Source organism: Mycobacterium sp. TH-M82 (genome assembly GCF_057473605.1).
Map to the genome: position 1 here is coordinate 1 of NZ_JBYCKY010000305.1, position 16,079 is coordinate 16,079.

Below are 16,079 nucleotides of genomic sequence, written 5' to 3' on the forward strand. Positions count from 1 at the left end.
GGCGGCGTCGAATCTCACCCTCCTCACCGGAACCGCGCGCATCGAGGATCCCCACACGGTGGCGGTGGACACCCCCGAAGGGCTTCGCCGCTTCACAGCGCGCAACATCATCATCGCCAGCGGCTCGGATATTTCCGTGCCGCCGATCCCCGGGCTCGAGCACTGCCTCAACAGCCGCGACCTCTACGCACTTCACCCGTCTGTGTCGAGGCTGCCGGCTTCCATGCTGGTCATCGGCGGCGGTTACGTGGGTTTGGAGACCGCATCGTTTTTTGCGGCCTTCGGCACCCGGGTTACCGTGCTCGAACGCGAAGCCCAACTGCTGCCCGGAATGGATCCCGACATGGTTGCCCAGCTGGCTCCGCTGCTGGATGCCAATATCGACGTCATTTTGCAGGCCGAGGTGAGGCGGGTCGAACAAACGCCGCAGGGCATGCGGGTGGTCTTCTTCGACGGAGCCGCCGAGCAGCACAAGTCCGCGGAGATCGCGTTTCAGGCACTCGGCCGCCACCCGGTGATCCCCACGGGTCTGCGTGAGATCGGTGTCAGGGTCGGCGCTCACGGCGTGGCGGCCGACCCCACCTTGCAAACCAGTCTGCGCCACATCTACGCCTGCGGCGACGTCAACGGCAGAACTCCACTCTTTCACGCCGCGGTCCGCCAATCCGTGGCCGCCGCGGCCAACATCCTGGCAGGGGACCGGCACGCCGATGCGGTGGACTTTCTGTCGACTCCGACGACCGTCTTCACGCTTCCCGCCGCCGCCTACGTCGGCCTGACCCGCGCATCCGCGGCGACCAAGGGCATCTGCGTCGAAGAGGGTGCCTACTCGTTTGCCGAGGACAGCCGAGCGCAGATCTTCGACGAGACCGACGGCGAGATCCGGCTGTTCTTCCAAGCCGGCTCACTGCGGCTGGTGGGCGGCTGGGTCGTCGGAATCGACGCGGGCAACCTCATCGGCCAGATCGGGCTCGCAGTCTCCCGCGGACTGGACGCCCGAGACCTCGCCGCCTTCGCCGACCAGCACCCGATGAGCGCCGAAGGTATCTCCCGGGCCGCCCGAAGCCTCTTCTGACCCGATATTCGACTCCCACAAAAGGAGAATGAAATCATTCCGCGGTCGTGGCGATATCCTGCATGCGACCTGTCGAACGCTCGCGCCGACAAGTTGACCTTCGGCTAGGAAAGTGAGTTGAAGTGAGCGAAATGCCCACACCGGCCAAGAAATACGGTGTCATCGTCGGGATCGACGGATCGGCTGCGTCGAATGCGGGGGTCCGTTGGGCGGCGCATGACGCAGTCCTGCGCAACATCCCGCTCCTGCTAGTCCACTTGGTGAATCCTGTGGCGTCGCCGTGGTCGCAGATCCCCCCGCTGGACGAATTTGCGACCTGGCAGGAAAGCGCGGGACGCAAGATTCTTGCGGATGCGTTGAAGATCGCCCGCGACGTCGCGCAAGGCGACGCGGGGATACGAATCGAGACCGAATTGATGTTTTCGGCTATCGTTCCGGCCCTGCTGGATCTGTCCCAGGAAGCCGAGTTGATGGTCGTGGGCAGCTATGGCCGGGGCGCATTGGCGCGGGGATTGATCGGTTCGGTCAGTTCGAGCCTGGTGCGCAGCGCACATTGCCCGGTCGCCGTCATTCGCGACGAAGATCCCCAGCGGCGACATCGCGGGGAGGCGCCCGTAGTGGTGGGAATCGACGGCTCACCGGCCTCAAATCTCGCCGCTGCCATCGCGTTCGACGAAGCCTCGCGCCGTCGCGTCAGCCTGGTGGCGGTGCACGCCTGGCGCGACACCGAGATTTTCGAACTCCCAGGCCTGGACTGGTCGGCGGTCAAGGCCGAAGCGGAACGTCTCCTGGCCGAATTCCTAGCGGGATGGCAGGAACGCTATCCCGATGTGACGGTGCACCGGCACCTGATTGGCGATCGACCGGCCCGCGCGCTCGTTGAAATATCAGACTCCGAATCCGCGCAGCTTGTCGTCGTCGGCAGTCACGGACGGGGCCATCTCACCAGCACTCTTGTCGGCTCGGTCAGCAACGCTGTTGTTCAGGCCACCCGTGTCCCGGTAATCGTAGCTCGGCCCTCGTCGATCCCAAGTCCGCCAACCTGACTATCGGCCCGGAAAAGACAGGTCTTCAGACTCTTTCGCCGGGCCGGCGTACATGGTCGGATATCCCCGTCATCTCGAAAACAGCGGCATCAAAATTCGAAAACAGCGGCATCAAAATCTGGGTGGACCCGGACGGCAATCCGGTGCATTCGCCTAACCCAGCGTTCCGCGCCGTACTCGACGCGCCCAACGGCCTTGTCCGGCGCGCACTAACGGGGGATGATATGCCCGTGGACTCACGGGGTATGGGCCCCACCGCGTTGTTCGACACGGCTGGGTTGCACCGCCTCGTCGATGTGCTGATCGATCGTGGCTATCGGGTGGTGGGCCCGACATTGCGCGACAGTGCGATTGTGCTGGCCGAGCTTGGCTCGGCCGACGATTTGCCGCGCGGCTGGGGCGTCGAGGTGGGTCCGGGTCATTACCGGGTGCGCCGCCGCGGCGATGAGGCGGTGTTCGGGCACTCGGCGGGGGCGCAGTCCTGGAAGCAGTTCCTGCATCCGCCGCGGCGGCGGCTGTGGTCGGCCAGTCGCGACGGCTTCACCGAGGCCGAACCCGAAGCGGAAGCGCCGCGGTACGCGTTCCTCGGGGTGCGCGGATGCGACCTGGCCGCGATCGCCACCCTCGACCGGGTACTGGGTCGCTCGCAGTATCCCGACAACTCCTATACGAGCCGCCGACGGCAGATCTTCGTGGTCGCGGTGAATTGCACCGAACCGGGTGGCCTGTGCTTCTGCGCGTCGATGGGCACCGGCCCGGCGGTCGGCCCGGGCTATGACCTCGCGCTCACCGAACGACTCGACGGGGACAGCCCCACCTACCTGGTGGACGTCGGCAGCGAGGACGGGGTTGAGGTGCTGGCGGCGATACCGCATCGGAATGCCAGCGGCGCGGAGATCGATTCCGCCCGAGTTGAGGTCGCTGCGGCGGTGCACAAGATGGGCCGGGCCATGCCGGATACCGACATGCAGAACCTGCTGGTCCGATCCCGCGAGTCACCGCAGTGGGAGGAGGTGGCAAGTCGCTGCTTGACCTGCGGGAATTGCACCATGGTGTGCCCAACCTGCTTCTGCACCAGCACCGAAGACATCAGCGACCTCACCGGCGACCATGCCGAACGCTGGCAGCACTGGGCGTCCTGTTTCGAGCTGGACTACTCGCATATCCACGGCGGCAGCGTCCGGCAGTCGGGCACGTCGCGGTACCGGCAGTGGCTGACGCACAAGCTGGGCACCTGGCATGACCAGTTCGACATGTCGGGCTGTGTCGGCTGCGGACGCTGTATCGCATGGTGTCCTACCGGCATCGACATCACCGAAGAGATGAACAAGATGGCGCAGGCGGCTGACGATGACTGACAGCGCAGCCGACATCGCGCCGGTGGTGCTGGCTCACCCGCCCACGTCTCCGGTCCCGTACCGGGTGCGCAGCCGGGTCGTTGAAAGCCCAGAGTCGGCGACGCTGTGTCTGGAGCCGATCGACAAAGCGCTGCGCACGCCCCTACCGGGGGAGTTCATGATGCTCTACGCATTTGGTATCGGCGAGGTGGCGATCTCGATCAGCGGTGACCCGACCGTCACCGACGGCTCGATCACCCACACCATCCGTGCGGTGGGTGCGGTCAGCCGAGCGCTGCACGACGCCGAACCGGGCAGCGTTGTCGGGGTGCGCGGGCCGTTCGGCACCACGTGGGGGCTGGCTGAGGCGGCCGGCCGGGATCTGGTGATGGTCGCCGGCGGGGTTGGGTTATGCCCGCTGCGCCCGGCGGTGCTGGCCGCGCTGGCCGAGCGGGCCCGCTACGGCAAGATCATGCTCATCGTGGGTGCCCGTTCGCGAACCGATTTCCTGTTCGCCGCCCAACTCGGTAACTGGGCCGCAGACCCGCGAATCGATGTTCATCTCATCGTCGACGCGCCTGCCCCGGGCTGGTCCGGCGAAGTCGGCCTGGTGACCGAGCCGTTGGGCCGGTTGGCACTGGAACCCGGCCGCACCACCGCATTCCTGTGCGGCCCGGAGCCGATGCTGCGGTTCGGCGCCGAAGCTCTGATAGCGAAAGGTGTAGCCGCCAACGAGATTCGGGTCTCATTGGAGCGCAATATGCAGTGCGGGATCGGTTGGTGCGGGCACTGTCAGCTGGGGCCGCTGCTGCTATGCCGGGATGGACCCGTCGTCGGCTACGACATCGCAGGTCCGCTGCTGAGTGTCAAGGAGCTGTAGATGATCCCGGCCACGTTGGCGGTGTGGAAGTTCGCTTCCTGTGATGGGTGCCAGCTGACGCTGCTGGACTGCGAAGACGAGTTGTTGACGCTCGCCGACCAGGTTGAGATCGCGACCTTCGCCGAGGCATCCAGCGCGATGGTCGGCGGACCCTACGACGTGTCGCTGGTCGAGGGCTCGATCACCACCGCCGCCGACGAACGACGCATCCACGAGATCCGGGAGCAGTCCAAGGTGCTGGTCACCATCGGCGCCTGCGCGACCGCCGGGGGAGTTCAGGCGCTACGCAACTTCGCCGACGTCGCCGAATTCGCCTCGGTGGTCTACGCCAAACCGGAGTACATCGACACCCTGGCCACCTCCACACCGGCGTCGGCCCACGTGACCGTTGACTATCAGCTGCAGGGCTGCCCGATCGATCGCGGCCAACTGCTGGACACCCTCGCGGCGTTGTTGATCGGGCGCAAACCGCAGCTGCCCGCCAAGACGGTGTGCACCGAGTGCAAACTGCGTGGGGTGACCTGTGTGATCGTCGCCGACGGCATCCCGTGCCTGGGCCCGGTGACTCACGCGGGTTGCGGGGCGTTGTGTCCCAGGCATAGTCGCGGCTGCTACGGCTGCTTCGGCCCCTCCGCGGTGCCGACGACGGCGACGCTGATCCCGCTGCTACGGCGAGACGGGATGTCCGACGGCGACGTCGATCGAGTGTTTTCGACGTTCAACGTCGCCACATTCGCCGCCGAACGGGACAAGCAGTGATCCCCGCCACCCGCACACTCAGTGTCGGCACCCTGACCCGGGTCGAAGGTGAAGGCGCCCTGCACGTCCGGCTGAAAGACGGTGTGCTGGAATCGGTTGAACTGAACATCTATGAGCCACCACGGTTTTTCGAGGCTTTCCTGCGGGGACGCGCCTACACCGAACCGCCGGACCTGACCGCCCGGGTTTGTGGAATCTGCCCGGTGGCCTACCAGGTCAGTGCCTGCAATGCGATCGAGGATGCGTGCGGCGTCGCGGTCGATTCAGAACTCGTCGCGTTGCGCAGGTTGCTGTACTGCGGCGAATGGATCCACAGCCACGTGCTGCACATCTACCTGTTGCACGCACCGGATTTTCTCGGTTATCCCGACGCGATCGCCATGTCACGGGATCAGCGGGGGATCGTCGAACGCGGACTGCGGATGAAAAAGACCGGTAATCGGCTGATGGAGCTGATCGGCGGGCGGGCCATACACCCGATCAACGTACGGCTGGGCGGGTTTTACTCGGTTCCCACCCGGGCGCAACTCACCTCGCTGGCAGCGGAATTGCGCCGGGCACTAGACGATGCGCTGGCCACCGTCAGCTGGGTCGCCGGGTTCGACTTTCCCGACATCGACCTCGACCACGAACTGTTGGCGCTCAGCCAGCCCGACCGATACCCGATCGAAAACGGCACCATCACGCGCAGCGCCGGCCCGGCATTTGCGTTGCCCGACTTCACCGACCACGTCGCCGAATCGCAGGTTCCGCACTCCACCGCGCTGCACGCGACCCTGGACGGCGGATGCTACCTGACCGGGCCGCTGGCCCGCTATTCGCTGAACTCGTCGACCCTGTCGCCGACCGCCGCCCAGGCCGCCGCCGCCGCCGGGCTGTCCACACAATGCCGGAACCCGTTCCGCAGCATCATCGTCCGCTGTGTCGAAGTGGTGTACGCGATCGAGGAGGCGCTGCGGATCATTGCCGACTATCAGCGGCCATCCCGTCCCTTCGTCGACGTGCCGGCCCGCGCCGAGGTGGGCCATGGCGTCAGCGAGGCACCCCGTGGCCTGCTGTATCACCGATACCAGATCGGTGCGGACGGGCTGGTGTCGGCGGCAACGATCATCCCGCCAACTTCGCAGAACCAGGCGGCCATCGAAGCCGCCCTGGCCCGGGTGGTCAACGACAACCTGGCGTTAGACGATCCCACGCTGACATCCTTGTGTGAAAGGGTGATTCGCAGCTACGACCCGTGCATCTCCTGCTCGGCGCACTTTTTGACCCTGACCGTAGAGCGGACGTGAAGTCCGGCGCGATCGTCATCGGGCTGGGCAACACCTATCGGCGCGATGATGGCGTGGGTATCGCGGCCGCTGCGGCACTCGACGAGCTCGCACTGCCGGCCGTGCACGTGGTGACCGGCATCGCCGAGCCGATGAGCCTCCTGGAGGCATGGGCAGGCGCGGCCCTCGCGGTGGTGATCGACGCCGCCGTCGCAGACGGGTCATCGCCGGGTGGCATCCGTCGCTGCGGCCCCGACGACCTGATCGTTGCACACGGGCGAACGAGTTCGCACAGCCTGGACCTGGCCCGCGCCTATGCGCTCGGCCAGGCGCTGGAGCGAGTGCCCGACACGCTGGTGCTGCTCACCGTCGAAACCGTGGACGTCGGCCACGGAGTGGGTCTCACCCCCGCTGTCGCAGCGGCGGTGCCTTCGGTGGTTGCGATGGCAGTGGCGGAGATCAACCGCGCCTGACCACGGATCCGAGCGTGTGTGGAGTTCGGGAATGTGCACGCCGACCTCGGCGCGTGGGGGCTTCCACCTCTCGCTAACGAGTTTCCAGGATGTCGGCCAGCGGGCGTCGTGGAGTCGGAGCGGGGAGATTTGCCATCGGTGGAGCCATTCCGACCCGCACCAATACTTGTGGCTCGCCCCGCTGATCGATGAGATCGCGCACTATATGACGGCTTTGGTCTAATTCGATCAAATGGGAAAGCGGGCAGGTTGCCAAGCCTGCCATGGTGCATTCAAGCAGCACCGTGGAAAGCGCCTCGCCGCAGCGCAACACATCTGTGCGGGTGTCCTTGTGGGTGGCCAGTACCAGAATTTTTGACCGGTCCACTTCAACCTGGGGACGCTGATCCTTGTGGTTTCTGGCCGGGAAATCACGTCCTACATCAACCCGCCACCGTTCCGTGTCCGACACCAGCACGTCGGCTGGCAGACCCCCGTCCAGTCGAAACGGCGCCGTCCACCAGTCAAGCTCGGCGTGGTATGCGGAATCGTCGCGTCGAAGTGCTTCGGTGAGCTGGGAGGCTGCGACCAAACGCGGCCGTAGCTCATCGGGGAGCACATCGATGATCACAACGTCATCGTCGGCCATGCTTTGCAAGCTGGGTTCGAAGCGGTGCCACCAGGTGGGCAGCCCGAACGGAAGGCGGTCGGTTCGACGTCGCAGAATCGCATCGGCGCGTTCCCGTTGCTGATCGGTAACGTAGCCATGCGGGCTGAATTCGACCGCTGCCAAATGATCCCGATCATGGGGGTTGGGGAACCGGCTGATGTTTGATCGCCAGCCGGCTGCAGTCATCGCGACGCGGAGATGATCCAGTACGGCGCCGCAGCTGATGATCACCTCTCGACCCGAATGGTCGGTCGCCGGCACGGTTCGCCGGCGATCGACGAACAGGTGCAGCGCCCCGCCTTCTGCCCGCCACCGCCAGGGCTGGATATTGTGCACCGACGGGGCCCGACACGCCAGCTGTACTGCATTTGTGAGAACTGCGGGGTCAGGCGTCGCCGGGGAGTCGACGTTGCCGGCGGAGGTCATCGTCGACAGCTTTCGGTTCGCATCATGTAGCGAGGCTAGATGCGGATCGCTGGTGTGGCCGGTGATGCACTATATGGACCAGGCTAGTTCAGAACTCTGGGTGCCGTGCTCCAGTTCGGAGGTGCCTGCTGAGCTGTCCGGTGTGGCCGCTGTAGCTCCAGTCCGGTCGGAGGCGAGGACGATAGCTGAGGTTCGGCGACTGCCCGCGGCGTCGATATAGCTTGTGGTCATGGTGTCGCCAGGGGCCTTGGACAAAACGGCAGCAACCAGCGCCTCCGCGCTGGTTATTGCCCGGCCATCGATACCGGTAATCACCACACCCGAGTACAGCCCCGCCGCAGCGGCAGGGCTGTCCGGTGTTGTGCTGCCGACTTTGGCACCGCGGGTTTCGTTGTCGATCGTCACCTGCACACCTAGAAATGCATGTGATGCTGTTCCGGTACTGATCAACTCGTTTGCGATCCGGATAGCCTGATCGATGGGCAGCGCGAAGCCCACACCGTGTATGCCGATCAACGAATTCATGCCGATAAGCGCACCATTGCTGTCGACCAGCGCTCCGCCTGAACTTCCGAAGCTGGTGGCGGCGTCGGTCTGGATGGTGTCAAGCACGGTGATCCGGCGGCCGGTGGAGTCTACCGCGATGGGTACGGGGCGGTGCAGCGCGCTGACGACGCCACTTGTCACAGAACCCTCCAGGCCCAGTGGCGATCCGATTGCCACAACCTGTTGCCCGACACGAATGGCGGACGATGAGCCGAGGGGAATCGGCGTGCATCCCGAAATGCCCTCCCCACGAACAACCGCCACGTCGGTAGCCGGATCCGTGCCCACTATGGTCAACGGCGTGGCCCGGCCGTCGGCGAAGGTCGCCAACAGTGTGCCCGGGTTGTCGGTGTGCGCGCGACCGGCGGGCCCGTACAAGACATGTCTGCTGGTCAGAATCACCCCGTCGGCCGTCAAGACGATGCCTGAACCAACCGGGAACGCACCGTCGGGCTCAGCATCCAGCTTGACCACACCGGGTATTGCTCTCGCGGCGGCCTGCTCGACGAGCGCAGAACCTCGAAAAGCATTGACACGCGACGCATCCGGTGCTCTGCAGTCGCAGTGCCTGTAGCCGGCCGGGTCGATGACCGACACGGTGATCGCGCCGACGACTGCCGAGAGAACCGCCAATGTCGATGCACTGATAAAGATCCAGCCATGAAACCCGCGGTGTCGTTGCGTTGTCGGCGTAGGTGCGCTGTGATCCGTGTGATGAGGCCAAAAATATCGTGCCCGCTGTCGGAGCACGTGAAGACGATGGGTGAAGTGGCTCATGGCGGCCTTTGAACCCCCAGTTCAGTGTTGGCGCGCGACGATCACCGGGGCGCGCGCCGCATGCACCACCGCGGTACTCACCGAGCCGAGCAGCATCCCGGCGAAACCGCCCCGGCCATGGCTGCCGACGACGACAAGCTGGGCTGACTCGGATTGGTCGAGGAGGTGACGAGCCGGGTGCTCCAGCACCAGGAGGCGTTGGACCGTAACGTCGGGATAGCGTTCCTGGAATCCGGCCAGCCGCTCAGCCAGAACCGCCTCGGCGCCGGCTTGCAACTCGGTCCGCCGCGTGGTTGGGAGCCGAAATATACTCGCGTCGCTCCAGGCGTGCAGTGCGATCAGATCCACACCCCGCCAGGATGCTTCATCGAACGCGATCGCCGTGGCAAGTTCGGAGGTCGGGGATCCATCGATGCCGACGACGACGGGAAGTTTGTTGGGTTGTGTTGATGTCGGCGGGTGATCGTGGATAACTGCGACCGGGCAGTGTGCGTGCTGCACCAGTCCCGTACTGACCGACCCGAACACGGCCTCGCCGAACGCGCCCAGTCCACGGGAGCCGACCACTACTAGGCGAGACTCTTTGGACAGGTCCATCAGGATCGGCACCGGATGCCCCTGCAACACCTCACCGTCGACGTCGGGCCCGCGACCCTCGGTACTGCTGCTGACGGTGTCGATCGCGTCGGCGATCACCTTGCGTGCCGCGCTCTCCTGCCGTTGCTGCAGCTCAGCGCGGGTGGGAGCGGACACGAACTCCACTGCAACATCCGTTACGGTCGGTATGACGTATATCAGGGTGAGCGGAATGTTGCGCATCATTGCTTCATGTGCAGCCCAACGTGTGGCCATATGCGATGCTGCAGAACCGTCGACGCCGACGACTACCCCCAAAGGGGTGGTATGACTGTGCATTGCGATACCCTCCTGCCCCGCTGCGGCTGAGACCGAAGTTGCCGAGCCGTTCAGCCGGCATGTGTGAGGGCGGCCCCGGAGCCGCGGCAGGGTATTGCGGGGCCGCCCGCAATCGAGTCAGCTGGCAGCCTGCACCGTGATGTGCTTCTCTACCGGTACCGCGGGCTCGTTGACCGCCACCGAAACAGTCAGGATGCCTTTGTCGTAGGTAGCGCTGATGTCCTCCTCGTTGGCGCCGACCGGCAAGGTGACTGATCGGACGAATGAGCCATAGGAGAACTCAGAGCGTCCCTTTGCTTCCTTCTTCTCGGTGCGTTCGGCTTTGATGGTCAGCTGGCCGTCGCGCACGGTGATGTCGACGTCCTTGGCCGGGTCGATACCCGGCAGCTCGGCACGCACCACGTAATGGCCATCCTCCATCTGCTCTTCGAGGCGGATGAGGTGGCCTTCGATTAGTGGCCACCTGCCGGTCCAGGACGGAAAACCACTGAACAGTTCGGACAACTCCGGTAGTAGCGACATGGGGTGCCGATGGGCGGGAAGGTCTTTCATGATGCTCCTTAATCTGGGTGGATGGGGGGTTTGTGGATTTGATGCATTCGATTTCACTCGCCTGTCCGGTCACCGGGGAGGGTAGGAAGTCCTCATGCCATAGGGATCTTCGTCGCCAGCAGGCCCGGTGCGGATCGCGCCATGGTGAACACTGACTCGCCATCCGGGATGCTTGCCCGACAGACAACACTGACGAACGGCCCCGGTCAGCAGGGACTTTGGCCCCTTTCCCGGCATGGCGCTTACCGGTGAGATCAGTGTTGTCAGTCGGCAGGTAACAGGAGGCGACGCGATGATGGTGCACGCGCAATGAGCAGCACGGCCGATGTCAGAAAGCGACAACCGCGGCGGATATTTCGTGACCGCAGCGAGGCCGGTCGTGTCCTGGCAGGTCTGCTCGACGCATACCGGGACCGAGACGACGTCATCGTGCTCGGTTTGGCACGGGGCGGAATCCCGGTGGCATGGGAAGTCGCCACTGCACTACAGGCACCGTTGGACGCTTTCATCGTGCGCAAACTTGGTGCACCCGGCCACGAAGAATTCGCGGTGGGTGCGCTGGCCAGCGGGGGACGTATCGTCGTCAACGACGATATGGTGCGCGCTCTGCGGATCACACCGCAGCAACTCCGCGACGTCGCCGAACATGAAGGGCGGGAGTTGGTCCGCCGTGAGGCGGCCTATCGCGGCGAACATCCACCTGTCGATGTGGCCGGCCGGACGGTTGTGCTGGTCGATGACGGGCTGGCCACCGGCGCCAGCATGTTCGCGGCGGTGCAGGCATTGCGAGATGCCGAGCCGGCACACATCGTGATCGCCGTTCCGGCGGCTCCCGAATCGACCTGCCGGGAATTCGCCGGCCTTGTCGACGACGTGGTGTGCGCCACCATGCCCACACCGTTTCTGGCGGTCGGCGAATCCTTTTGGGACTTCACCCAGGTCACCGACGAGGAGGTTCGCCGGCTGCTCGCCACGCCGACCACCCGGCCCCGGGCGGGCGGTCCGGCGGGGCCGGCTCCGGCGGATTTGGTCGGCCGCGCCGCTATTGACGCCCCGGCCGGGGTTCCGCCGCCGGCCGCCCTAGCCGAGTTGATCGGGGATGCGCGCATCGTGCTGATCGGCGAAAGCTCGCACGGTACCCACGAGTTCTATGAGGCTCGCGCCACCATCACGAAATGGCTGATCGAGGAGAGGGGCTTTTGTGCGGTTGCTGCGGAGGCGGACTGGCCGGACGCCTACCGGGTCAACCGCTACGTCCGAGGCCTGGGCGACGACCACAGCGCCGATGAGGCATTGAGCGGATTCGAGCGTTTCCCGGCCTGGATGTGGCGCAATGTGGTGGTCCGCGATTTCGTCGACTGGCTGCACGCCCATAACCGACACCGCAGATCAGCCGATCAGGACCAAACCGGCTTCTACGGCTTGGATCTGTACAGCCTGCACCGTTCGATCCAGAAAGTGATCAGCTACCTCGACACCGTCGATCCGGCCGCGGCGGAGCGGGCGCGCACTCGCTACGCGTGCTTCGACCACGCCTCCGCCGACGATGGCCAGGCCTACGGCTTCGGTGCGGCGTTCGGCGCCGGCCCGTCATGCGAACGCGAAGTGATCTCGCAGTTGGTCGACTTGCAGCGCAACGCGTTTACCTACGCACAACAGGACGGGCAGATCGCCGCCGACGAGCTGTTCGACGCCTTGCGGAATGCCCAGACGGTCCGCAACGCAGAGGCGTACTACCGCACCATGTTCAGTGGACGCGTCACCTCATGGAACCTGCGGGACCAACACATGGCCCAGACCCTGGACGCGCTGCTGGCGCACCTGGACCGCAGTAGTAGCACATCACCGGCGCGGATCGTGGTGTGGGCCCACAATTCTCATGTGGGCGACGCCAGGGCTACCGAGGTGCACGGTGACGGCCAGCTCACCCTCGGTCAACTCGTCCGCCAGCGATACGGTGCAGCGGTGCGCCTGATCGGGCTCAGCACGTATACCGGTACCGTCACCGCCGCCAGCGAGTGGGGCGGACCCGCCGAACGCAAAGTCGTCCGGCCGGCGCTGAACGGCAGCATCGAGGAACTGTTCCACGAAACCGGCAGGAAGACGTTTCTGGTGTCGACGCTCGCCGGCTCCGAAGCGACCGGCCCGCTCGGTGCCGTGCGGCTGGGACGCGCCATCGGCGTGATCTATCAACCGGCAACCGAGCGGCAAAGCCATTATTTCCACGTCCGACCCGCAGATCAATTCGATGCGATCATCCACATCGATCAGACCCGCGCGTTGGAACCCCTGGAAACGACGAGCCTGTGGATTGCCGGGCAAACGTCCGAGACCTACCCGACCGGTCTGTAGCGTCGCCGGCGGCCGATGCAAAGTCCCCACCCCAAAACCAGCTCGACGTAAGCCCGACATAGGCATTGCCCCCTTGGCCGTGGTTGTGCCAGCATGGTGAGATGTGATAATGCCTGCTCATCCGGGCGGCAACTACCCGGTGTGACGGCACCGTCCGTCCGCTCCGCGGGAAGAATGGGTTGGATGGCCAGCGGCGATAGCGAATCGGCATTCAGCGGGCTAGGCAAGCGGGCACTGATCGCCGGCATGCACGAACAGCTCGACGAGCTGGCGGTCGCGCGCGACCGCATGGAGCAGTTGCTCGGGGTGATCGTTGAGCTCGGCTCCGATCTCGACCTCAATATCACACTGCACCGGATCGTGGAGGCGGCGATGACGTTGACCTCGGCCCGCTACGGCGCACTGGCGGTACGCGACCCGGATGGCACGCTGGCGTCATTCGTCCATGCCGGGATCGACGCGGAGACCGTCCGGCGGATCGGACACCTTCCGGTCGGTAAGGGTGTGTTGGACGTGTCGCTCGTCCGGGCGCATTCGCTGCGGCTGGAGGACCTGACCACCCACCCGGCAGCGGTCGGTTTCCCCGAGCAGCATCCTCCGATGTATGCCCTGCTGAGTGTGCCGATCATGATCCGGGGGGTGCTATTCGGCAATTTGTACCTGACCCACGACCGGCCATCGCGATCATTCACCGAGTCCGACGAAGTGACTGCCGGTGCGTTGGCGTCCGCGGCGGGGGTCGCCGTCGACAACGCACGAATGGTCGAGCGCCTGCGCGCGTCGGCGCAGTGGATTGAGGCCAACCGCGAGATTACCGTCGCGCTGTGTTCCGGCACGAGTTCCCGCTTGAGCCCGCTGCACCTGATCGCCGAACGCGTGACCGTTCTGATCAACGCCGAACAGGCGATCGTGCTGGTGTCGACCGATCCCGATCTCCCCGGTGAAGAGTCGGAAACGCTGACTGTAGCTGCCGCGGTGGGCTCGCACGCTGCGGAGGTGATCGGTCAACAGATTCCGGTCGATAGCTCCACCACCGGCGGTATTGTTCGCTCCGGCACGCCGATGATCACCGAGTCTTTCTATGTCCCGATTCCGGGGTTCACCGATGTCGGTCAACGTTCGGCGATCGTGGTGCCGCTGCGCACCGACGGCGAAACGCTCGGGGTGCTGGCCCTTGCCCGCAACCAGGACCAGCCGGCCTTCGACGAGAACGACCTGGACTTGGTGTGCGACTTCGCCAACCGCGCCGCGGTCGCGCTCATGGTGGCCACCCAACGCCAGGCCATGCGCGAACGCGACATCCTGGCCGACCGCGAGCGCATCGCCCACGACCTGCACGACCACGTCATCCAACGGCTGTTCGCCGCAGGACTTGACCTGCAGGGCACAATCGCCAGGACACGCTCCCCGGAAGTCATAGCGAGGCTGGACCGCACGGTCGACGAGCTGCAAAACGTCATCGCCGAGATCCGCTCCACCATCTTCCGGCTCAAATCCCGGTCAGCTCTCGACAGTGGTTTCCGGCAACGGATACAGCAAGTGGTCGACCGCTTGACCGAGAACCGCGACATCGTCTCCACAGTGCAGGTCGACGGGCCGATGATGATTGTCGGCGAAGAACTCGCCGACCACGCCGAAGCGGTGATCATGGAAGCCGTCAGTAATGCGCGCCGGCACTCCGGTGCTACCCGGCTCACCGTCAAGGTCAGCGCTGCTGACGCACTGAGCATCGTCATCACCGACAACGGCCGCGGAATCCCCGCCGGCAACCAGCGGCGCAGTGGACTCGCCAACATGCTGGATCGCGCGCAGCAGGTCGGCGGCAGCTGCGAGATCACCTCACCACCGGAAGGCGGCACCCGGGTGCACTGGACCGCTCCACTGACCGGTGGCTAGAGTGCGCGGCACCGGCTCAACTCGACGCGAGACCGTCGAGGGGCCAACGGTGCCGCTATGAAGGCCCAACGACTCCTGCCGGATCCTTCGAGCGGGTCATAATGTTACGTCGTGCCGGCCGGTTGACCGGCACACCGCTATCGGTGCGTTCGACAAGCCTGTCAGCCGAGCGGTTCGACAACTAACGATGCGTTTGGCGGGAGCACGAAATGCCGGAAACCAGGACGAGACACGCAATAGTGGTCGGCGTTGACGGATCGGCCGAATCCAATGCCGCCATAGCTTGGGCAACGCGCGAGGCGATTATGCGCAAGGCACCTATCACCTTGTTTCATGTGGTCACCCCGCTAGAAGTCGGATGGCCCGTCGGTCGGGGAAATGATGCTATCCCGGACTGGCAAAATGACGCGGCGCAGGAGGTCATCGCAGAAGCCCGCGGCATAGTCGACTCCAGCCGGGGTGGCGCATCGCTCGATGTTCGCTCCGAGGTGGCCTATTCCAAGGTTGCGCCGACGTTGATCGATGCCTCCAAAGACGCCTGGATGATCGTCGTCGGCAGTACGGGGTTAGGCGCCATTGGTCGCCTGCTGCTGGGCTCGGTGAGCACGAGCCTGATCCACCACGCGCATGGCCCGGTCGCGGTAATTCACACCGGTCAGGATTCCGCTCACGATGGGTCCGTGGTGGTAGGCATCGACGGTTCGGCTGCATCGCACAAAGCAACGGCGCTGGCCTTTGACGAAGCCTCCCGCCGAGGGGTGCAGCTGGTGGCGTTGCATGCCTGGAGTGACGTCGGGGGGTCTTCGATCCTCGGACTGGACTGGCGCGATTATTACGAACGGCAGGGACACGAAATCCTCGCCGAACGCCTTGTGCAATGGCAAGAACGATATCCTGATGTGCCTGTCCAGCGGCGTGTGGTCCATCAGCAGCCAGCCCGCGGGCTGCTGCAGGAGGCCGAGCAGGCTCAACTGGTGGTGGTGGGCAGCCACGGCCGTGGTGGATTCGCCGGTCAGCTTTTAGGGTCGGTCAGTTCCGCGGTCGCCCAGTCCGCGGGGATTCCGGTGATTGTCGTCCGCCCGCGGTTGACCGGAAAATCGTGACGGCTCCCCCTGCGGCACCCTCATG

Annotated in this window: 14 protein-coding genes; 10 read left to right on the plus strand and 4 right to left on the minus strand. The window is 65.0% G+C overall.

Annotation, left to right across the window (positions count from 1 at the left end):
- The 7 genes from AC2VON_RS09605 to AC2VON_RS09635 form a co-directional block, all read left to right on the plus strand.
- The coding region (locus AC2VON_RS09605; protein WP_486952742.1) for an FAD-dependent oxidoreductase at nt 1–1,075 on the plus strand (1,075 nt) is incomplete at its 5' end.
- Between the two features lie 131 nt (nt 1,076–1,206).
- On the plus strand, nt 1,207–2,121 hold the full coding sequence (locus tag AC2VON_RS09610; RefSeq protein ID WP_486952759.1) for a universal stress protein: 915 nt from the start codon (nt 1,207–1,209) through the stop codon (nt 2,119–2,121).
- Between the two features lie 245 nt (nt 2,122–2,366).
- Nucleotides 2,367–3,479: a 4Fe-4S dicluster domain-containing protein gene (locus AC2VON_RS09615; RefSeq protein ID WP_486952760.1), complete on the plus strand. Its 1,113-nt coding sequence runs from the start codon at nt 2,367–2,369 to the stop codon at nt 3,477–3,479.
- Complete coding sequence (locus AC2VON_RS09620) at nt 3,472–4,338, plus strand: FAD/NAD(P)-binding protein (protein WP_486952743.1); 867 nt, start codon at nt 3,472–3,474, stop codon at nt 4,336–4,338. Before AC2VON_RS09615 ends, AC2VON_RS09620 begins: the two co-directional genes overlap by 8 nt.
- On the plus strand, nt 4,339–5,097 hold the full coding sequence (locus tag AC2VON_RS09625; RefSeq protein WP_486952744.1) for an NADH-quinone oxidoreductase subunit B family protein: 759 nt from the start codon (nt 4,339–4,341) through the stop codon (nt 5,095–5,097).
- The gene (locus tag AC2VON_RS09630; RefSeq protein ID WP_486952745.1) at nt 5,094–6,386 is read left to right on the plus strand and encodes a Ni/Fe hydrogenase subunit alpha; all 1,293 of its coding nucleotides are present in this window, start codon (nt 5,094–5,096) and stop codon (nt 6,384–6,386) included. The genes AC2VON_RS09625 and AC2VON_RS09630 overlap by 4 nt, the downstream gene beginning before the upstream one ends.
- Nucleotides 6,383–6,838, plus strand: a complete 456-nt coding sequence (locus AC2VON_RS09635; protein WP_486952746.1) for a hydrogenase maturation protease — start codon at nt 6,383–6,385, stop codon at nt 6,836–6,838. The genes AC2VON_RS09630 and AC2VON_RS09635 overlap by 4 nt, the downstream gene beginning before the upstream one ends.
- Before the next feature lie 73 nt (nt 6,839–6,911).
- Here the strand turns inward: AC2VON_RS09635 and AC2VON_RS09640 are convergent, their stop codons facing one another.
- The 4 genes from AC2VON_RS09640 to AC2VON_RS09655 all read right to left on the minus strand — a co-directional run bounded on the left by AC2VON_RS09640 (nt 6,912) and on the right by AC2VON_RS09655 (nt 10,706).
- Nucleotides 6,912–7,913, minus strand: coding sequence for an Acg family FMN-binding oxidoreductase (locus AC2VON_RS09640; RefSeq protein ID WP_486952747.1), 1,002 nt, complete (start codon nt 7,911–7,913; stop codon nt 6,912–6,914).
- A 69-nt stretch (nt 7,914–7,982) separates the two neighbouring features.
- Entirely contained in the window at nt 7,983–9,092 is a 1,110-nt protein-coding gene (locus tag AC2VON_RS09645; RefSeq protein WP_486952748.1) for a S1C family serine protease, read from the minus strand.
- A gap of 165 nt (nt 9,093–9,257) precedes the next feature.
- Nucleotides 9,258–10,151, minus strand: a complete 894-nt coding sequence (locus tag AC2VON_RS09650) for a universal stress protein (RefSeq protein WP_486952749.1) — start codon at nt 10,149–10,151, stop codon at nt 9,258–9,260.
- A 117-nt stretch (nt 10,152–10,268) separates the two neighbouring features.
- Entirely contained in the window at nt 10,269–10,706 is a 438-nt protein-coding gene (locus tag AC2VON_RS09655; protein WP_486952761.1) for an Hsp20/alpha crystallin family protein, read from the minus strand.
- A gap of 306 nt (nt 10,707–11,012) precedes the next feature.
- Here AC2VON_RS09655 and AC2VON_RS09660 point away from each other — a divergent pair, with 306 nt between their 5' ends.
- From AC2VON_RS09660 to AC2VON_RS09670, 3 genes are all read left to right on the plus strand, one after another.
- Nucleotides 11,013–13,055, plus strand: a complete 2,043-nt coding sequence (locus AC2VON_RS09660) for an erythromycin esterase family protein (RefSeq protein WP_486952750.1) — start codon at nt 11,013–11,015, stop codon at nt 13,053–13,055.
- A gap of 183 nt (nt 13,056–13,238) precedes the next feature.
- Entirely contained in the window at nt 13,239–14,951 is a 1,713-nt protein-coding gene (locus tag AC2VON_RS09665; protein WP_486952751.1) for a sensor histidine kinase, read from the plus strand.
- A 209-nt stretch (nt 14,952–15,160) separates the two neighbouring features.
- Nucleotides 15,161–16,054: a universal stress protein gene (locus AC2VON_RS09670; protein WP_486952752.1), complete on the plus strand. Its 894-nt coding sequence runs from the start codon at nt 15,161–15,163 to the stop codon at nt 16,052–16,054.
- Nucleotides 16,055–16,079: the final 25 nt, after the last annotated feature.

Bases quoted from the DNA above. Each gene is read 5' to 3' on its own strand.
- AC2VON_RS09610 (WP_486952759.1), top strand. From the start codon at position 1,207: ATGCCCACACCGGCCAAGAAATACGGTGTCATCGTCGGGATCGACGGA.
- AC2VON_RS09615 (WP_486952760.1), top strand. From the start codon at position 2,367: ATGGGCCCCACCGCGTTGTTCGACACGGCTGGGTTGCACCGCCTCGTC.
- AC2VON_RS09620 (WP_486952743.1), top strand. From the start codon at position 3,472: ATGACTGACAGCGCAGCCGACATCGCGCCGGTGGTGCTGGCTCACCCG.
- AC2VON_RS09625 (WP_486952744.1), top strand. From the start codon at position 4,339: ATGATCCCGGCCACGTTGGCGGTGTGGAAGTTCGCTTCCTGTGATGGG.
- AC2VON_RS09640 (WP_486952747.1), bottom strand. From the start codon at position 7,913: ATGACCTCCGCCGGCAACGTCGACTCCCCGGCGACGCCTGACCCCGCA.
- AC2VON_RS09650 (WP_486952749.1), bottom strand. From the start codon at position 10,151: ATGCACAGTCATACCACCCCTTTGGGGGTAGTCGTCGGCGTCGACGGT.
- AC2VON_RS09660 (WP_486952750.1), top strand. From the start codon at position 11,013: ATGAGCAGCACGGCCGATGTCAGAAAGCGACAACCGCGGCGGATATTT.
- AC2VON_RS09665 (WP_486952751.1), top strand. From the start codon at position 13,239: ATGGCCAGCGGCGATAGCGAATCGGCATTCAGCGGGCTAGGCAAGCGG.
- AC2VON_RS09670 (WP_486952752.1), top strand. From the start codon at position 15,161: ATGCCGGAAACCAGGACGAGACACGCAATAGTGGTCGGCGTTGACGGA.